The following is a 19331-nucleotide window of genomic DNA, read 5'->3' as shown; positions in this document are numbered from 1 at the left end:
TATAACAAGACATGACCACTGATGTCATCAAGTACAATTACACGCCTGCAAGCCGGCTCGTTTTCCTCGACTACTTACGCATCTTCTCTTTCATCAGCGTATTAATCGGTCATAAATTCTATGCACAATTAAGCGCCTGGGCCGACAATCCGCAATTTCATGCGCCCCCAGATTATTGCTGCAACTGATATTACCGGCTTTTTGGAACGGCGGTACCGGTGTCGCGGTCTTCTTTATTATCTCCGGTTATATCATTACCCATGTGCTGATCCAGGAATCTACAGGCACGTTTTTATACAAAAGAATTTTCCGCATTTATCCTTTGTACGTGGCTGCCGTCATATGCCAGTTACTGATTGATCATTTTCTGTTTCACCAGCCATTTCCCGGGCTGCGCATCGTCGCGATTCAACTGTCACTATTAGGTGACTGGCTGCAAGCGCCATACGCGCTGGCTGGCGTCGAATGGACCTTGCGCATCGAAATCGTCTTTTACCTGTTGATGGCAGTCCTGAAATCGCTCGGCCTATTAAACCGCTTCCGCCCGCTATTGCCATGGGTCTTGCTGGGCGTCTCATTGGGATTGAGCATGATCAATCCGATCCCGTCTTTCGATGGCGTTTTCATTGCGTACTTCACCATTTACGCCCCGATTCTTTTTATCGGCGTCTTTTATTATATATTCGAGAAAAAAGAAATCCCGCTGCTGTTGCTGCTGTTTTTTACCGCCGCCATCCTGTACCAATATTTCGGGCAGATCGCCTTGTACTGGCCAACCTGGCTAGGTTCACACTTCATCGGCATCGCAGTGGCGATCTTCAGCGCTGCCTGGCTGTACCGGGCTCGCCTGCAAGCCACCCCGGTAGTATTACTGCTGTCGAATTTGACGTTTGCAGTCTATCTGTTCCATAACTGGGCCTGGGAGCCGATCAAGATATTGTTTGTCAAACTATCAATCGACTTGCTTCCGCCCGACATACAGGCATTGGCCGGGCTATTCATACTCAGTTATTTCATGCACAAGACAGTCGAAAAGGGAGGTATCAAACTGGGCCAGCACTTGCTGCAAAGGCTGGCAAACCGGCGCCGCGACAGGGTGGCCGGTCTGTCCAAACATACCGCTTGATGAGGAGGTAGCGGCTTACAGCTGCTGCAATATGTGGGCTGCATCAAAACGCGCATCCCAGGAATGACCAATACGGAATTGTGCGATCTGCGCGATATCGTCACGGTGTGCCAGCGCCAGCGCCACCTGCGCCGTCAGATCGCCGTGCGGCTCGGCCAGGAACACGCCGGGCTCCCCTTCGCGCATCGCCATTTCGCCAAAGCGGGTCGACAGCACCGGCAATCCCAGCGCCCGGTATTCATAATATTTGATCGGATCGACCGAATCGGTCAGGGTGGTGCGCTTGAAAGGAATCAAGCCGACCGAAAAACTTTGCATGTGGCGGATCGCCTGGCGGTGTTCGCAAGCCGGCAATAATGCGATATTGGCTGGCAGTTGCGCCGGCACGGCGCCGAACAAGGGGCCGATCAGGCGCACCGGCAAGTCCGGGTTGGCGCGCGCCAGCGCGGTCACCAGTTCCCAGTCAAACCATTGCGCGATGGTGCCGACATAGCCGAGCACAGGCTGTTCCGGGCGTGGCGGCAGTGCGTCGGGGGCCGGCAAGGTTTCGAAAGCGCACGCATTCAAGGCCAGGTGCAGGCGCGCACCGCAATCGGCAAACCGCCGGGCAAGCAAGCTCGACGACACCGTCACCTGCCCCGCCAACGCCGCCACCGCCCGTTCGCTGCGCTCCATGGCATGCCTGGAGTAACCGCGATAAAAGGCCGGGAAATCATCCATCACATCGAACAGCGATGGCAGTTGCGGATGGCGGCGCAGGATGGCCAGCGCCATCCTGGACGGTTTTCCAATCGCCAGCAGGCACTTGCCGCTGGCAATAAAGCGCTCGATGGCCAGGAAGACCGGCTGCCATAGCAAGCCGTTGAGCCAGGCCGAACCGGGCAGTGGCTCGATGGGCAAGGCGCGCGGCTGCAGCACCGTCAGCCACGCTGGCGTGGGCTTGGCGGCTTGCGGCGCGGCGATGGCGGCCTTGACGCGCCGAAAATCGCCGGGCGCCGGCAAGCGGGTCGGATAAGGGTCGATCCACAGTACCTGGCCACCGGTTCTGGCATGAAACCATTCGACGAATTTATGCGGGCGCTGCGCAAAACTGCTCCACGGCAATGGAGACAGGTAAATCAGACATGTCATGCAAAGTGCCCGCGCAGCACCTCGACGATGCGCTCGGCGCCGTGGCCGTCGCCATACGGCGAAATGCCGCGCGCCATGGCGCGGTAGGCCGACACATCGTCGAGCAGCAGCTGGGCTTGTTCCACGATGCTGTCGTAATGCGGGCCGACCAGCTTGACCACGCCTTGCTCGACGGCTTCCGGGCGTTCGGTTTCATCGCGCAAGACCAGCACCGGCTTGCCGAGCGCCGGCGCTTCTTCCTGCACGCCGCCCGAATCGCTGATGATCAGGTAGGCACGCTTCATTGCGGCGACGAACGGCGCATAGTCCAGCGGCGCGCACAGGTGGATATTGGGGCGGCCGCCCAGCACTTCATGCGCCACGTCCTTGACGTTCGGGTTCGGATGCACCGGATACAGGAATTGCACGTCGGGATTGCGCTCGGCCAGGGTCTGGATGGCGCGGCAGATATCGCGGAACGGCGCGCCGAAATTTTCGCGGCGGTGCGAGGTGATCAAGACCAGGCGCTTGGCCGGGTCGAGTTCGATGCCCAGTTCCAGTTCGCGGTTGGCGGTCATCAGCAAGGCGTCGATGACGGTATTGCCGGTAACGATGATATCGCTGTCGGGCGTGCCTTCGCGCAGCAGGTTCTGGCGCGAACCCTCGGTCGGCGCAAAATGCCAGCGCGCCAGGCGGCCGGCGATGACGCGGTTGGCTTCCTCGGGGAACGGGTTTTGCATATCCCAGGTGCGCAGTCCCGCTTCGACGTGGCCGAACGGGATGCGATGGTAAAAGCAGGCCAGCGCCGCCGTCATCACGGTGGTGGTGTCGCCTTGCGCCAGCAGCACATCCGGCTTCTCGGCCAGCAAGACTTCATCGAGTTCCAGCAACAAGCGCGCCGTCAAGGTGGTCAGCGCCTGGTTCGGGCGCATGATATTCAAGTCGATATCCGGCGTGATGCCGAAGAAGTTCAAGACCTGGTCCAGCAAATCGCGGTGTTGGGCGGTAGCCAGCACGCGCACCTCGGCCCACGGCTGCTGCTTCAGCGCCAGGATCACCGGCGCCATCTTGATCGCTTCCGGACGGGTGCCGACGGCACAGATAATTTTAATTTTCGACATAGAATTCCTATCTACTGCGCGCCCCCATCGGGGGCCCATTAACATCAGACCGCTGATTTGCGGCCTCGCAAGATCCACCGGCTCAGGAAGAACGTCAACGGTATCATTACTACCAGGACCAGCAACGGAGCCAGGTGCGCGGGAATCCGCAAGCGTTCAATCAACACTCCAAGCAATAGCGCTGAAGTGCCATACTGCACAACATACACCAGCGGATAGGTAAACAATCCTTTCCAGCTCAGAGGCGTCTTGAATACGATACTGGCGTTGAACCAGTACGAAAAAACGATGCCGCTAGCATAAGCGAGCGCATACGCAATCTGATAAAAAAATACTTTTTGCAACAAAAAATACAGGCCGTACGTCAGGCCTGTATTCAGCAATCCACCCGCCAGGAAGCGTAGCCAATATTGCATCTTGCTAGAAACGGTGATCATGCTCAGGCCGTTTTCCCGCTTTGCGCCTCGGCAACGAAATCCGAGTAATTACGGATGTAATCTGCAGCATCATAATAGTCGGAGGCAAACACCAGCAAAATTGCATCGGCGGAATAGCGGTACTGGATACCCCATGTCATCGGCGGCAGATACAAACCCATATTGGGTTTATCAAGTAACACTTCTTCGCGCTTGTCACCATCGTCGGCGACCACCCGTACACTGCCTTTGACAGCAATCAGGAATTGGTGACAGTTACGGTGCGCATGTTCACCGCGTGTTTCCGCGGTCGGCACATCATAAACCATGAAATAGCGGCGCGGCACGAACGGAATTTCGCGTTCAAACTCGCCAACCGACAAGCTGCCGCGCATATCCGGCACGGCCCGAAAGGTATGCAAGGTGACTCCCTTGATCTGGGTTGGCACAACACCAGGATGAGCGTTACCAGATGGCAATCTAGAGGTGCTGGAAGCATCCGTGGCGTCAGCATAACCAACAATCTTGGCAGGATTACCTACCACGATGGCATGCGGTGGTACCGAACGGGTGACGACCGCGCCAGCGCCTACCATGGCGTTCTCGCCGATCGTCAAACCGGGGAGAATCGTCGCATTGGCACCGATCGATGCACGCGCAGCAACTGTCGTACGCAAGAACTTTTCAGGAAACTGCTTACTACGCGGAAAGCGATCATTGGTGAACGTGACGTTCGGCCCGATAAACACATCGTCGTGCACTTCCAGACCATCCCACAACTGCACGCCGCATTTGATGGTGACACGATCGCCGACCGTCACATCGTTTTCAATAAAAACCTGGTCGCAGACATTGCAATCCTTCCCCAGCACCGCACCCGGCAAAATATGCGCGAATGCCCATACGCGCGTACCGGCGCCAATATGCTTGCTTTCGCATAAAGCATTTTGATGTACAAAATAATCCATCCTGTCCCTTTTCTTATCGTTTTTATTGGCCGAATTGCTCAATACGCATTGGTATTGCCAACGGCCGGCTCTTCGTATTTTCATAGGCGCGCCAGGCATACGAACCGACGATGCCAAGGCCAAACAGATTGACTGCACCGAGAAACACGATCGCCGTCATGGTCATTGCATACCCTGGCACAGCAATCAGCCCGGACAAGCGTGCCACGCCGACGCCAAGGCCAAACAGGGCCGCCAGCAAGGCGGTCGTGCCGCCAACCCGGATCAGCAAACGAATCGGCAAGTCGGTGAACGCGAACACGCTATCCATCATGTAGTTGACCTTCTTCCTGAAGGTCCAGGCGGACTTGCCGTGCTGGCGCTCCTGGCGTACATAGGTGATATGCTTGCGGCGGAAACCCAGCCAAAACAGTTGTGCAATCAGCGAAGTGTGCTGCTCATCGAGCGTCAGCAGCGTATCGCGGAACACCTTGTTACAGCCAAATACATCGACTCCGCCAACCGGCACCTCCGCCACTACATAGCGGCGGTACAAACCCCAGAATATCTGCGACGGCAAACGCGTCATCAGCGGATCCATGCGGCCCTCGCGCGACCCCAGCACCACGTCGGCCTCATCGGCGCGCAAAACCTGGTCCATTTGCAAAACCAGTTCCGGTGGCTCTTGCAAGTCTGCAGCCATCACCGCAAACCGTTCCCCCTTAGCAAGTTGCAAGCCTGTGCGGATCGCGGCAAAGGAGCCAAAATTGCGAGAAAGCAATATCAACTGCGATGTGAAGCGGTAGCCAGGCAAGGCGTCACGCAACAGTTCATAGCAGCGGTCCGGACTGCCGTCGATCACAAATACGGCTTCGAAATCGCCATCGATCGAGCGGCGCAAGCCATCCACGGCTTGCAGCAAATCAGAAATCGACCCCTCGTTTTTATATACCGGAATAACTAATGAAAGCACGCCAACTCCTCTCAGCGCTGAAAATAAGCACTGACGGCGGCAATCACCTGTCCTACCTGTTCATCGCTCATGCCAGGGAAACACGGCAGGCTGACTACCGTCTGGCTGGCCGCTTCGGTCACCGGCAAGGCGCCGGCGATACGGGCGCCAGGATAGGCAGGCTGGCAATGATCCGGAATCGGATAATGGGCATCGGTGGCCACCCCCTGCTCCTTGAGGAATTCGCGGAAGGCGTCGCGTTCGGCTATCCTGATCACATACAGGTGCGCGACATAATCCTCGCCGATGGCCGGCAACGCCAGTATCGGAAAGGCAGCGAAAGCGGCGTTGTAGCGGCTGGCGATACTGCGCCGCTCGGCGTTCCAGCGATCCAGCAAGGGCAGTTTTTCATTCAGGATAGCCGCCTGCATTTCATCCAGACGGCTGTTACGGCCGCCCTGTACCACGACTTGATATTTGGATGACCAGCCGTACTGGCGCAGCGTGCGCAGGCGCGCATTGAGTGCGTCATTGTTGCACACCACCGCACCGCCATCGCCCAGTGCGCCAAGATTCTTGGTCGGATAAAAACTGAAGCAGGCGGCGTCACCCCAGGCGCCAGCCATGCGGCCATCGCGCCGCGCGCCATGCGACTGGGCGCAATCCTCAATCAAGGCTACGCCGGCCTTGCGGCATAGCGCCTGCAAGGCATCCATGTCGGCCAACTGACCATAAAGATGGGTCACGATGACACACTTTGGCTGCTGCGCCAGCGCCACCTGCAGCGTTTCGGCCGTCATCGTCATGCTGGCCGGATCGACATCGACATACAGTGGCACCGCGCCGATCGCGTGGATCGCCGTACTGCTGTAGAAGCCCGCATTGGCCACCGCCACCACCACATCGTCGCGGCCGACGCCGAGGCCGCGCAGCGCGATTTCCAGGGCATCGCTGCCATTCGCCACAGAAACGCAATACTCCACGCCAACATAAGCGGCGAACGCACTTTCAAAATTTGTCACTTCCTGGCCGAGCACATACCAATGCCGTGTCAGCACACGCTTGAGCGCACCCTCAAAATCGAGCGAGGCATTCGCCGCCACGTCGGAAAACAAGTTAATCATTCAAAAACTCCTATTAAGTGCTTTTCATTGTACGCAATGGAAGCAGGCCCAGCTTGGCTGAAAATCCATCTTTAAGCTTCATCGCCCGTTTTTCAATCAGATGCCAAGATAGAAACCCGCACAACAACGCCAACATACATGAGTAAATGCAATTTTCCATGCCAGATAGACGCGGGAAATAATGGGCCACCAATTGCTGGGATGGCCATCCATACAAATACACGCCGTAGGAATAATCGCCCCAGCGGTCTAGCCACGCAAATTGTGCATAAAAACTGACGACGCAGAAAAAAGTGCTCAGCAGCAAAATGTAGGCGAACGGAAAACGATCCGTGCCCAAGGTAATGCCCGCCAGAAACAGTGCCACCAGCAAATAAAATGGACTGACCGGTACACTATCACGATTGATGTATAAAAAAGCCCCGATACAAAACAATAAGCAGACATGGCGGCTGGTCGAATTATTGAATAAGGACGGCGTCAGCTCGGGCGCAGACCAGAGCGCCACGATACCGACAAAAAACACCACATTGAATAGCGCCCGGTGGCGCAGGACGCCCAGCAGATAAAAACCCAGCAAGAAAATGTACAGCCACACTTCGATCAATACCGACCAGATCGATCCGTTGACGGCATGGTCGCTATGGGTTTCAAATACGCCCGGTAAAAAAAAGCCACCGCGAAAAGTGCCTGCCAACCCCGTGAAATAGGACCAGACATCACGATGCCGCAGATATTCGCCCAGCGGCAGAGTCGTCAATACGGAACCCATGACAAACGTCACCAGCAACAGATTGACCCACAGTGCCGGATAGATACGTAATATCCGCGCGATCAGGTATCGCCTGATCCCCCCCTTCAGGATACTGGCGGTGACCAGGAAACCGCTGATCAGGAAAAACAAGTCGACCGCAACGCCGCCACTGAAGGCGTAATTGGTGGTACGCGTGACCCAGTCGGCTGGTGTACCTGCCACGATGGACGGAGTATGCCCATAGATCACGGTAAGTGCCGCCAGCAGGCGAATCAAGGTGAGATTATTATGTTTTCCAACAAATAGATTGCCCAGCGTCGTCATTTCAGCGCCTCCAGATGGATTGCCACACAGTCCATGGGCATTCCCAGGGAGGTTTCAACGACAATCGTCTTGCCAGCCGAACTCGCCGCGCCAGAAACCAGGCCGGCATATACGGGCGAGGCCGGATCGGCCAGCACATACCATGTTGCATGCAAACCCATCACATGATCGAGGTAGCTGCCGCCATGCATGTACCACGGCGAAAAAGCATCGGCACCGCTGACACATGCCTTGCCAGCGTGATTGATCTGGTCTTTCTGGGAGGCCAGCGCGGCTAACACCTGCCGATTGGAGACGCCAACTTCGTCATACCAGCTGGCGATGCTGTTGCGCCCGCTCAGGTCGAGCAGCGACACCAGGATCGCCAGCACCAAGAAGATGCTGGTCGCAAAAATTTTTGTACTACGGTCGCTGGCAGAAGTAAAAGCCTGCAGCAATTCGGACAGCGCCGCGTAGCAGGCGCCCATCAATAAGGGCAACCAGATCAGCTCGTAATAAGCATTGACATGGTTGGGCAATACGGAATACGGCAGCATGACACTGAGCATTGCGGCCAGCAGATAAGCGGTCTTGGGCACGGACCGTGTACGCAAGACCAGCACCAGGGTGGACACCAGGACGAATACAAACAGGGTGCCGATCGTCCTGCCATGCTGCCCCAGCGCCGGATGCCCCCCGCCCAGCAAGTAACGCCAGATGGTATGTGCAATACCAGTTGGTGTCGCATCAATGAAATAGGGCGCCGCAGTGTCGCTCATGCCAAGAAAACTCGACGCCGCCATGAACTTGGCTCCGGCGATCAGCAGGCCCGATATCACCAGTGCGATCCCGCTCCAGGCGATCAGGCGCTTGCGCTGCCCGCGCGCCTGCAGCACGGCGTACGCCGCCGTTACCGCATACAGCACTACAAAATCTTCCTTCGCCAATACCGACAAAACCAGCAATACAAGCGATAACTGCAATGCGCCACCACCTGGCCGAGTCACTTCGCGCAACAGCGCCCACGCTGCCGCCACGCCAAAGCAGCCCGAAAGCATATGTGTAATCATGCCGGTATAGCGCGCATACTCGGCGATCACTGGTGTCGCGAAACAGAGCACCGCAAATAACAGCAGCGCTATCCAATAGTTTACCGGACGGATCACTTCGCAGAGCAATTTCCAATTCAGCAACACAAAGGCCACGCTGAGCAAACGTATGCTCCAGATCAGCCACTCAGGCCCCATCTGAGCCAAAGCCTGGATCAAGAGCGTGGAAAACGGCCGTATCCACACCCAATTCCATGCATTTCCACCAGACCCATAGTTGGAATAATCATCATGATGTACCGGTACCGAGGAAGGCAGATAATGCGCTCCCAGCCCGTATGCGGACAGGTAAAAAACCACGCCCATCACAAATAGCGCGAGCAGCATCATTGTCCTACCGTTACGCCACTTGCCTGTGATTGCCTCCAGCGAACCGCGATTCTTCAAATCATGCATCAAACTACATCCCGTTTATAGTTATGCGGTACCCATGGACCCCACTTGGCCTCATAAGTCGCTTTATTTTGCTCGAACAGGGCTTGCCGCTCGCTGCTCCTGACCTTGTTGAACGAGGCCGACAGATGATGGTGGATAAACACGTCTTCGGCGCACACGATGCGCAATCCCAATTGTTCGATCCGGCGGCAATAGTCGTCATCCTCGAAGAAGCCGCGGCCGAACACCTCATCGAGATCGCCCACCTGCTGATATACGCTGCGCGGGAACATCACGCAAAAGAACGCCGCCGTCTGCAGCGGGAACAACTGGCCGATATGGGTGCGGGTATAGCGCCCGGTTTCCAGCAGCATCTCTCCCATATTGCTGTAACTGGTCTGGATCTTCGCCTGGTTGCCGATGTTATTGGTCACCGGACCGATCAGGCCGATACCGGGATCGCGCTGCAAATGCTTGAACAGCGTGCGTATCCAGCCCGGCGTGACATAGGTATCGTTGTTCAGCAAGACCAGGTAGTCACCGGAGGCAACCGCCAGGCCCTGATTATTGGCGGCGGCAAAACCGCGGTTATCCTCGTTCAGGATCAGCTTGCGGTTCGATGCGCCGCTGACCCATTCCTTGAGGAAGGCTGGCGAGCCATCCGACGAAGCGTTATCGACCACGATGATTTCCAGCGGCGCATGTCCGGTATGCAGCTCCAGGCTGGCCAGGCAGGCGCGCGTGAAATCGATATTGTTATAGGTGACCACGATCACGCTGACCATCGGATCGCGCGCAGCCGATTCGGCATGGCTGATCAAGTCCCGTGCGCGGTGGTTCCAGGTTTGTTCCTGGGCAAAGTGCTGGCGTTGCACGATCGCGTCCGGTCCACCGTTGTCTTGTAGCACCTCTGCGACGGCCGACAGGAAACTTCCGGTATCCTGGCCCACCCGCACCAGGCCATCGAATTGCCGCATTTCCGGCAGATCGACCGAAACCACCGGCTTGCCGGCGCTCAGGTATTCATACACCTTGACGGGATTGGTCGCCAGTGTCAGCGGGATCACCTTGAACGGCAACAGGCAGACATCGAAAGCGTGCAGGTATGCCGGCAATTGCGCATACGGCATTTCACCGGTCATCACCACGTTCGGCAAATGCGCCAGCTTGCCCTTGGCGCCCACCGTATCGGCGCCGATCAGCAGGATGCAGCAATCGCTGAAACGCCGCGCCAGTGCTTCGACCAGCTCCAGGTCGAACCATTCGGCGATCGCACCGTAATAGCCGATCACCTTGCGGCCCTGCGGCTCGGCGTAAATGGTGCCTGGCCGCTGCGCGAAATGGGCAAACTCGCCGGCATTACGGATCAGTGCACGGTGCGGTGCATGCTGCGCCACCACGTCGTCGAGCCAGGCCGAAGTGGTAATGGTCAGGTCGGCATTGCGCATCAGCGCACGTTCCAGTTCCAGCACCGCTTCGGCCGTATTGCCAAAGCCTTCGTGATGGTCCATGCAGTCGTAGATCACGCGGCTGTTCGGCAATACTGCTGCCACGTCGTACCAGAACGGATGGTCGATCAGCGACACGATGCTGTGCGAATTGGCCCAGTCCAGCACTTCCCCCAGGCTGCCGCGCAATTGCTGCACGATATCGTGGGTCGGCACCGAAGTGTAGATCACCGGCGCACCCGCGGCATACAGGCGGATCTGGAATAGCCGGCCTGCGCTGTCGAGCTGTTCCTGTTCGAAACCGGCGCGCGTATCGTCGACCAGGTTGACCGAGACATAGAACACACGGCGGCCGGACAGGGCCAGCGCCTGTGCCAGCTGTTGCGGACGCTGATGACGGAAATGCCAGTCGATCACGCCCCAGACGATGTAGTCCGGCGCATCGGCTTGCTGCGCGGCCGGCCTCAAAGCTGGCGGATCGAAGGGACGCGACACCAGCACTTGCTTGCGCACCGCCGTGTAGGAACTGACCACGGTTTTGCGATAGGTCCCGAGCAGCCCGCGCTTGACGCTTTCCGGCAATGGCAAGCGGTGATATACCTTGCGCAAACCGCGCAGCAATTTCTGGCGGTCTTCGCTGAGCAGGCCATAACGCCACAGGCGGGCGCCAAAGCGCAGCGGCCCGGTCAGGCGCCAGGAACGCGTGTTGCGCATCTGGTCGAGCACTTTTTGCGCAGCTTGCTGGGCCACTACCGAATGGCTAAGGTTATTGATTTCCGCGGCAGAGTCCGCCACGCTCTGGCGCAGGCTGGTGTTTTCAGTGGCGGACGTTTGCAACTGCTGATGCAGATTGGCGATATCAGCGGCCAGCGCATCGGCCTGCCGCCGCAGTTCCAGTATCCGCGTATCACGTTCGGTCAACAGCTCATGCAGGTGGCGCGACCGCTCTTGCTGCTGGCGCGACTGCGCGCTCTGGTCGTCTTGCTCAATCCGGTAGTCCTGCAGGCACATCCTGCGCTGGTCCAGCCAGGCCGGAGCCGCATAGACCAGGATCACTTGCTCGCCGCCCCACAAGGTATTGGGCAGCGGACGGCAATCGATGACGCGCGACCAGGCCAGGCGGAATCCATTGTCCAGCACCAGCGGCAGGTTTTCCGGGAGGAAAGAGTAAAAGTGCTCGTCGATACGGTCGCGTTCGCGGTAAGGCAGGGCCAGTACGATGGCCTTGCTTGCGCGCTGGCCCAGAATGCGCAACACGTCGTAAGGCTGATGGAAATGTTCCAGCGTATTCGACGAAAACACCACATCGAATTTCCGGTTCCCTGCCGGCGCGGCTGCCAGCCAATCCTCGTTGAGAAACGCGATGGCTGGATAGCGCTGGCTGGCCTGCTCGATGGCTACCGCCGAAAAATCTACTCCGCTCAATTGCTCTGCATCAATATAACTGGCCAGGACATCGGTGCCGTCGCCCTGCGCACAGCCCCAGTCGACCAGGCTGAGACGATCGCGCCGGATTTCATCGAACAACCAGTGCGGCAGGCTTTCTATCGCCAGACGGGCAAAAAAACGCGACTGGCGCGGTCCCTCAAAGGATTCCCAATCGGTCGAAAAGCGGCCATCCCAATAGGTGCCGGTATTGATGGTAGTAACGTCTGTCATTTACTTGAGCAAAATAGAGTGCTGGATGGGAGGCTGAAATTGTCCAAAAAGGCGCGCATCGCATAACGATGAGAAATAATGGGCGCCTTCGACATACTCATAATAGTGAATATCGCTATGCTGCCGGTTTTCCACTGCAGCAACTAATAAGTACTTACCCGTCAATAAATAGTTATTAAGTTGAAACGATACGCTAAAGTATTCGGTATCGGGCAAAACTTTTCCATCAAAGTCATTAGTTGTGGAAACAATAAGGTCGCTGCCCTGTAAATCCTTGATCGAGAAGGCGACACTTAAATGCTCGCGAGAAATAGTTGCCGGGATATGCAAATCGATGCGTACTTCGATCGCGCTATTCCAGTAATGCACATTCTTGCGTTCGCCATCTGCATCGAGCACCGCGGCCGACAGAATGCTGCCCTTGTGCGATCCCCAATGGGTCACCGGACGGGCATCGAGCAGGATGCCGGCCGCTGCGCCGGCCATGGCCGGCAACGCGCTACTCTGCGGCAAGTCTTGCTGCTGGCGTTCGATTTCCGCCTGCAAGGCCTGTTCCTCGCTCTGCTCGTCGCGGAACATGAATTCCATATACCGCCCGGTCACGGGAAACACGTCGCCCTGCTCGACCAGCCGGCCCTTGTCCAGCCAGACTACCCGCTCGCACAGGGTGCGGATCGAGCCGACATCATGGCTGACAAACAGGATAGTGGTGCCGCGCTCCTTGATTTCCTTGATGCGCCGCATGCATTTGGCGACGAAGCGGGCATCGCCCACGGACAAGGCTTCATCGACGATCAGGATGTCCGGATCGACGTGGATGGCGATGGAAAAGGCCAGCCGTGCATACATACCGCTCGAATACGTCTTCACCGGCTGGTCCAGGAAATCGCCGAGTTCGGAAAATTCCAGCACTTGCGCCATGCGTGCCTGCATGTCTTGCGCCGGAAAACCCAGGATGGCGGCGTTCAGCATGACGTTTTCACGCCCGGTGAACTCGACGTTGAAGCCCGCGCCCAGCTCCAGCAGCGCAGCCACGCGGCCGTGCGTGACGACCGTGCCGATACTGGGCGCAACGGTGCCGCATATCATTTGCAGCAAGGTCGACTTGCCGCTGCCGTTACGGCCGATGATGCCCACCGTCTCGCCGCGCTTGACGGAAAACGAGGCGTCGCGCAAGGCCCAGAATTCGCGGAAATATTGTTTTTTGCCACGCCCCAGCATTTGCAGCAGACGGTCGCGCGGCCGGTCATAAATATGGTAGCACTTGCTCAAGCCCTCTACCTGAATCGATATATCAGAGGACATCGGCAAATCCCTTTCGCGTCTTTTGGAACCAGGCAAAACCCAGCCAGGCCACCACCAGGGTCGCCAAGGCGTACAGCGACAGCATGGCGAAGTCGGGCATCTTGCCCCAGAATAAAATATCTCGCGTCATTTCGACGGCCGGCGTCAAAGGATTGAGCAGCAGCAAATGGCGATATTTTTCCGGCAGCGAACTGACCGGATAAAAAATCGGCGTCAGGAACATCAGCACCGTGGTCACCATACCGATAAACTGGCCAACATCGCGCAGGTAGACGCTCAGCGACGCCAGCATCCAGCTCAAGCCCATGATGAACAGCATCAGCGGCACGACGATCAGGGGCAGCAGCAGCACCGTCAGGTGCGGCACGCCGAACAGCAGCGCATACGCGGCCAGCCACACGCCCAGGCTGATGATGAAATGGAAGAAAGCCGAACCGGCACTTACCCATGGCAATATTTCCAGAGGAAACACCACTTTCTTGACGTAATTACTATTCGCCATGATCAGGCCCGGTGCACGGTTGATACATTCTGAAAACAGATTAAAAATGATCAGGCCGGCAAACAGCACCAGCGCGAATTCCGTCTTGGAATCACTGCCGGCATTCCAGCGCGCCTTGAAGACCACGCTGAACACGAAGGTGTAGATGGTCAGCATGAAGACGGGATTAAAAAAGGACCACAGTATGCCGAGCACCGAGCCGCGGTAGCGGCCGATGACTTCACGTTGTATCAATACCAGCAACAGGCCGCGATTACGCCACAGGCTGGCCGCCATTTCCCTGGGAGAACTAGAAAAATGGCGCATCAGTTGAACATTTCCGACTGGCTAAAGGCGGTGCCCTGTCCATCCTTGGCCGACAACACTGCCGGCCCGGCCAACGGCCATTCGATCGCCAGCGTGGGGTCGTTCCAGGCGATGCAGCGTTCATGTTGCGGCGCCCAATAATCGGTGGTCTTGTATAAGAATTCGGCGCTATCGCTCAGCACGGTAAATCCGTGCGCGAAACCTTCGGGTACCCACAGCTGTTTTTTATTTTCAGCACTTAATATCACGCCATACCACTGGCCGAACGTAAGCGAGTGACGACGCAGATCAACAACGACGTCGAAGACTTCACCGGCAATGACACGCACCAGCTTGCCTTGTGGCTGCTGGATCTGATAATGCAAGCCACGCACGACATTCTTTTCCGAACGGGAGTGGTTATCTTGCACAAAAGACACTGGCCTGCCCACGACAGCTTCAAACTGCGCATGGTTATAGCTTTCAAAGAAAAACCCGCGTTCATCACCAAACACCTTGGGTTCGATGATCAACACATCCGCAATCGGACTGGCGATCACATTCATGCTACTTTCCCTTCTTTCAGCAAACGCTGCAAATACTGGCCGTAAGCATTCTTGGCCAGGGGCTGGGCCAGGCGCGCCAGCTGCGCTGCGTCGATAAATCCTTTGCGGTAAGCAATCTCTTCCGGGCAAGCCACTTTCAAGCCCTGGCGATGTTCTATCGTCGCGATAAAGTTGCTGGCCTCGATCAGGCTTTCATGCGTGCCCGTATCGAGCCACGCATAACCACGCCCCATGATCTCGACATTCAATTGCTGGCGCTCCAGATAAATCCGGTTGACGTCCGTAATTTCCAGTTCGCCACGCGCCGATGGCTGCAACCCGGCGGCAATCTCGACCACTTGATGATCGTAAAAATACAAACCGGTCACCGCATAGTTACTCTTCGGCACGAGCGGCTTTTCTTCCAGGCTGGTCGCCTGGCCATTGGCATCGAAATCGACTACGCCATAACGCTCCGGATCCTGTACGTGATACGCAAACACGGTGGCGCCGGACTGGCGCGACGACGCCTGCTCCAGCTGAAGCTGCAAATCATGGCCATAGAAAATATTATCGCCGAGCACGAGTGCGCACGAGCCATCGCCAATAAAATCCTTGCCGATAATAAAAGCTTGCGCCAAGCCATCAGGGCTTTGCTGCACCGCATAGTCGAGCTTCAGGCCCCATGCACTGCCATCACCCAGCAATTGCTGAAAACGTGGCGTATCCTGTGGCGTCGAGATAATCAAAATCTCGCGTATGCCAGCCAGCATCAGGGTGCTGAGCGGATAATAAATCATCGGCTTGTCATAAATCGGCAGCAATTGCTTGGACACTGCCATGGTGACGGGATACAGGCGCGTGCCCGATCCTCCGGCCAGGATGATGCCTTTACGTTCAGTCATGATTATTTTTCCAGAAATTCGGTCAGCATACGGTTCACACCGATACGCCAGTCAGGCAGGGTAATGTCAAATGCCTGTTGTACTTTGTGCAGGTCGAGGCGGGAGTTTTTCGGGCGCGGCGCCGGGCTCGGAAAAGCACTGCTGGCTACCGCGTCAATCGCGCCAGGTCCTACCTTCAAGTCCACGCCGGCCTGGCGCGCCCGCTCAATCACAAAGCTGGCATAGCCGTGCCACGAAGTGTGTCCGGCGGCGGCAAGATGGTAGATGCCGCTCAGTTCGGGATGGCCACGCATGGCGCGGATCGCATGTGCGCTGACGTCGGCCAGCAGGTCGGCGCCGGTCGGCGCACCGATCTGGTCATCCACCACCGACAAGCGCTCGCGTTCGGCCGCCAGGCGCAGCATGGTCTTGGCAAAATTGCCGCCGCGCGCCGCATACACCCAGCTGGTGCGGAAGATCAGGTGGCGGCAACCTGCCGCGACGATGGCCTGTTCGCCTTCCAGCTTGGTCTTGCCATACACGCTCAGCGGCCCGCTCGGATCGCTCTCCGTCCAGGGCTGTTCGCCGCTGCCGTCGAATACATAATCGGTCGAATAGTGCACCAGCAAGGCGCCGCTGCGTGCCGCTTCGCGCGCCAGTACGGCGGGCGCCAGCGCATTGACGGTACGGCAAGAGTCGACATCGCTTTCCGCGCGGTCGACGGCGGTATACGCGGCGGCATTGACGATCACATCCGGCGCCAGTGCACGCACGGTGCCGGCAATACCGTCGAGGTCGCGCAAGTCGCCGCAGGGTTCGAGGCTGTCGCTGCCCAGGGCCGTAAGCTCGCCCAGCGGGGCCAGGCTGCGCTGCAATTCCCAGCCGAGTTGACCGTTTTTACCCAGCAACAGGATCTTCATGCGCTGCGTCCCGTATAGTTCTTATCGAGCCAGTCGCGGTACACGCCCGACTGCACATGCGCCACCCATTCGGGGTGATCCAGATACCATTGCACGGTCTTGCGGATGCCGCTGTCAAACGTTTCGGCCGGCTTCCAGCCCAGTTCACGCGCAATCTTGCTGGCGTCGATCGCATAGCGGCGATCATGGCCGGGGCGGTCCGTGACATAGCTGATCTGCTGCCGATAGCTGGCGCCATCCGCACGCGGGCGCAATTCGTCGAGCAGCGCGCAGACGGTATCGACGATCTCCAGGTTCGGCTTTTCATTCCAGCCACCGATGTTATACACCTCGCCGGTCCGGCCGGCCTCCAGCACGCGCCGAATCGCACTGCAATGATCCTTGACGTACAGCCAGTCGCGAATCTGCTGGCCATCGCCGTACACTGGCAAGGCCTTGCCTGCCAGGGCGTTGACGATCATCAAGGGGATCAGTTTTTCAGGGAAGTGGTAAGGGCCGTAGTTATTCGAACAATTGGTCGTCAATACCGGCAAGCCATAGGTATGGTGGTACGCCCGCACCAGATGGTCGCTGGCCGCCTTGCTGGCCGAGTATGGGCTGTTCGGCTCATAGCGGTGCTGTTCGGTAAACGCCGCCGCTTCTGGCGACAGCGAGCCATACACTTCATCGGTAGAGACGTGCAGCAGGCGGAACGCCGCCTTGCCGCCCGCATCGAGCGTGCCCCAGTAGGCGCGCACGGCTTCGAGCAAATGAAAAGTGCCGACGATATTGGTTTCAATGAAGGCGGCCGGACCATGGATGGAACGGTCGACATGGCTTTCTGCCGCGAAATTGAGCACCGCGCGCGGCTGATGCTGGGCCAGCAAGGAGGCCAACAGGACGCTGTCGCCGATGTCGCCATGCACAAACAAGTGACGTGGGTCATTTTGCAAGCTGGACAAGTTTTCCAGATTGCCTGCATAGGTCAAATTATCCAGATTGATCAGCAACTCATCGGATTGCGCCAGCCAGTCCAATACAAAGTTACTGCCAATAAAACCGGCTCCGCCGCTTACAAGTATGGTCATGCGATTATATTTTATTGAAAATTGCTGCTAAAAAAAGGGCCATGTTTCCTGCGGCGCTTTGACGGTGTACACGCGAACGTTTCATTAACCAAAGCCGGGGCAATAACCAGGTATTTCTGGCAGCCGAGAAATCGTCGAGAATGCGCCGGTTTTCTGGCGTCAAGCGGTGACGCAAACGCTGCAGTGACTCGATATTACGGTCGTTCCAGCTACGGAACCAGCCGTTCCATAACCTTTGCAGGCGCGAAAAACGCGCTGACCAGCTGATATTGGTCCCCACCAGGTTACCGTCGTGCTGGCGATAGCGCAGCGACGGACAGGCGTCGTAAAAAACCCTGCCGCCGCAGCCGCTGACGACCATATAGGCCCAGCAATCATGCGATACCACATCCACATCATGGCCCGCATCGCGTAATAATTTTCGCGCAGCATTATTAAAAACCATGGTATTGCCACCACCAATACTTTGTATTAAAGAATTGGAAAAACTCGGCGGGCGCGTAAATAATGGAGACGTTCCAATTGGGGAATTATCAACATCCACCAATAATGCTCGGGAACAATACAGCGCTGGAATATCCGATGGTACGCTACGCAACCAGTCGACTGCCCGCTGCAATTTATCGGCTTCCCAGATATCGTCCTGGTCCGAATAGGCATAGTAGTCGGCACAGATACCGGCGTCACAACTGAGTGACAAAAAGTTAGCCGCAAAGCCCTGGGCCGGTCCCGCATGGGTGGACAAGCGAGCATGTCCCCACTTTTCCTGATATTGCTCAAGAATCGCATGCGTATCGTCCAGCGAACCGTCGTCGGACGCCCACACTTCCCAATTGGGATAGCTTTGCGCCGCGAAGGAATCGAGCTGATCCGCCAAGAAATGCTGACCATGGTAAGTACACAACAAAATGGCGACTTTTGGTAAGTCGACAGGCTGGCGCAATGGGGCGGCACTTGCTTGTTGCATGGTATCGGCCACATGCAAGGCAGATACGCGGGCAAGCGGCCTCCCCAGCAGGACGCCATTCACTTCACTCGATACCACTCTGTTCAATTGGCTCACGCTTATTCGCCTCCACTTTTACTCATTCCGCCGATGCGCGGGGCACATCCGGCTGGAAGTATCGCAGATGCCAGCGTTTTTTTATAAGCTGGTAACATCATGTAACAATACAAACTGACTCGCTGATTCTAACATCAACAAAAATACCTCCTGTCGCGCACAAACCCTTTACAAAAATAAAACGGCATGCATGCAAAAAAACCATCCAATCGATTGATTGGAAAGTAAGATTGTACGAAGTTAATTATTTGCAAACAATACAAATAAACAATAAACCGGCATGCAGGCCCATTTATTGTCATTCAATGCTGATATG

The 19331-nt window shown here is 56.9% G+C and carries 17 protein-coding genes; 1 reads left to right on the top strand and 16 read right to left on the bottom strand.

Annotation, left to right across the window (positions count from 1 at the left end; all coding sequences use genetic code 11):
• Positions 1–175: 175 nt before the first annotated feature.
• Entirely contained in the window at positions 176–1126 is a 951-nt protein-coding gene (locus ACL9RI_RS01315; protein ID WP_422724797.1) for an acyltransferase family protein, read from the top strand.
• Between the two features lie 15 nt (positions 1127–1141).
• On the opposite strand, the gene ACL9RI_RS01310 is transcribed toward ACL9RI_RS01315, so the two are convergent.
• Genes ACL9RI_RS01310 through ACL9RI_RS01235 form a run of 16 tightly spaced genes read right to left on the bottom strand, consistent with a single transcriptional unit; the run spans position 1142 to position 19015 of the window.
• The gene (locus ACL9RI_RS01310) at positions 1142–2257 is read right to left on the bottom strand and encodes a glycosyl transferase (protein WP_422724796.1); all 1116 of its coding nucleotides are present in this window, start codon (positions 2255–2257) and stop codon (positions 1142–1144) included.
• The gene (wecB, locus tag ACL9RI_RS01305; protein ID WP_422724795.1) at positions 2254–3357 is read right to left on the bottom strand and encodes a non-hydrolyzing UDP-N-acetylglucosamine 2-epimerase; all 1104 of its coding nucleotides are present in this window, start codon (positions 3355–3357) and stop codon (positions 2254–2256) included. The genes ACL9RI_RS01310 and wecB overlap by 4 nt, the downstream gene beginning before the upstream one ends.
• Before the next feature lie 44 nt (positions 3358–3401).
• The gene (locus ACL9RI_RS01300) at positions 3402–3794 is read right to left on the bottom strand and encodes a GtrA family protein (RefSeq protein ID WP_422724794.1); all 393 of its coding nucleotides are present in this window, start codon (positions 3792–3794) and stop codon (positions 3402–3404) included.
• Between the two features lie 2 nt (positions 3795–3796).
• Positions 3797–4741 (bottom strand): WxcM-like domain-containing protein, encoded by a 945-nt coding sequence (locus tag ACL9RI_RS01295; protein ID WP_422725159.1) that lies wholly within the window; start codon positions 4739–4741, stop codon positions 3797–3799.
• 22 nt (positions 4742–4763) lie between these two features.
• A complete protein-coding gene (locus ACL9RI_RS01290; protein ID WP_422724793.1) occupies positions 4764–5693 on the bottom strand; it encodes a glycosyltransferase family 2 protein in 930 nt (309 codons plus the stop codon).
• 11 nt (positions 5694–5704) lie between these two features.
• Complete coding sequence (locus tag ACL9RI_RS01285; protein ID WP_422724792.1) at positions 5705–6796, bottom strand: DegT/DnrJ/EryC1/StrS family aminotransferase; 1092 nt, start codon at positions 6794–6796, stop codon at positions 5705–5707.
• Between the two features lie 13 nt (positions 6797–6809).
• Positions 6810–7874 (bottom strand): acyltransferase family protein, encoded by a 1065-nt coding sequence (locus ACL9RI_RS01280; RefSeq protein WP_422724791.1) that lies wholly within the window; start codon positions 7872–7874, stop codon positions 6810–6812.
• Positions 7871–9358 (bottom strand): hypothetical protein, encoded by a 1488-nt coding sequence (locus ACL9RI_RS01275; protein WP_422724790.1) that lies wholly within the window; start codon positions 9356–9358, stop codon positions 7871–7873. The genes ACL9RI_RS01280 and ACL9RI_RS01275 overlap by 4 nt, the downstream gene beginning before the upstream one ends.
• Positions 9358–12444 carry a glycosyltransferase gene (locus ACL9RI_RS01270; protein WP_422724789.1) on the bottom strand — a complete coding sequence of 1029 codons (3087 nt, stop codon included), beginning with the start codon at positions 12442–12444 and terminating at the stop codon, positions 9358–9360. The genes ACL9RI_RS01275 and ACL9RI_RS01270 overlap by 1 nt, the downstream gene beginning before the upstream one ends.
• Positions 12445–13749 carry an ABC transporter ATP-binding protein gene (locus tag ACL9RI_RS01265; RefSeq protein WP_422724788.1) on the bottom strand — a complete coding sequence of 435 codons (1305 nt, stop codon included), beginning with the start codon at positions 13747–13749 and terminating at the stop codon, positions 12445–12447.
• Positions 13739–14557: an ABC transporter permease gene (locus tag ACL9RI_RS01260; protein WP_422724787.1), complete on the bottom strand. Its 819-nt coding sequence runs from the start codon at positions 14555–14557 to the stop codon at positions 13739–13741. Before ACL9RI_RS01260 ends, ACL9RI_RS01265 begins: the two co-directional genes overlap by 11 nt.
• A complete protein-coding gene (rfbC, locus tag ACL9RI_RS01255) occupies positions 14557–15102 on the bottom strand; it encodes a dTDP-4-dehydrorhamnose 3,5-epimerase (protein ID WP_422724786.1) in 546 nt (181 codons plus the stop codon). The genes ACL9RI_RS01260 and rfbC overlap by 1 nt, the downstream gene beginning before the upstream one ends.
• Positions 15099–15986: a glucose-1-phosphate thymidylyltransferase RfbA gene (gene rfbA / locus ACL9RI_RS01250; protein WP_422724785.1), complete on the bottom strand. Its 888-nt coding sequence runs from the start codon at positions 15984–15986 to the stop codon at positions 15099–15101. Before rfbA ends, rfbC begins: the two co-directional genes overlap by 4 nt.
• A gap of 2 nt (positions 15987–15988) precedes the next feature.
• Entirely contained in the window at positions 15989–16885 is an 897-nt protein-coding gene (rfbD, locus tag ACL9RI_RS01245; protein ID WP_422724784.1) for a dTDP-4-dehydrorhamnose reductase, read from the bottom strand.
• Positions 16882–17952, bottom strand: coding sequence for a dTDP-glucose 4,6-dehydratase (rfbB, locus tag ACL9RI_RS01240; protein ID WP_422724783.1), 1071 nt, complete (start codon positions 17950–17952; stop codon positions 16882–16884). The genes rfbD and rfbB overlap by 4 nt, the downstream gene beginning before the upstream one ends.
• Before the next feature lie 4 nt (positions 17953–17956).
• On the bottom strand, positions 17957–19015 hold the full coding sequence (locus tag ACL9RI_RS01235; protein WP_422724782.1) for a glycosyltransferase family 2 protein: 1059 nt from the start codon (positions 19013–19015) through the stop codon (positions 17957–17959).
• Between the last annotated feature and the right edge of the window lie 316 nt (positions 19016–19331).

The organism is Janthinobacterium sp. Mn2066 (assembly GCF_049319705.1).
In the GTDB taxonomy this organism is placed as follows: Bacteria; Pseudomonadota; Gammaproteobacteria; order Burkholderiales; family Burkholderiaceae_D; genus Janthinobacterium.
This window is presented reverse-complemented; position numbering and strand designations above follow the sequence as displayed.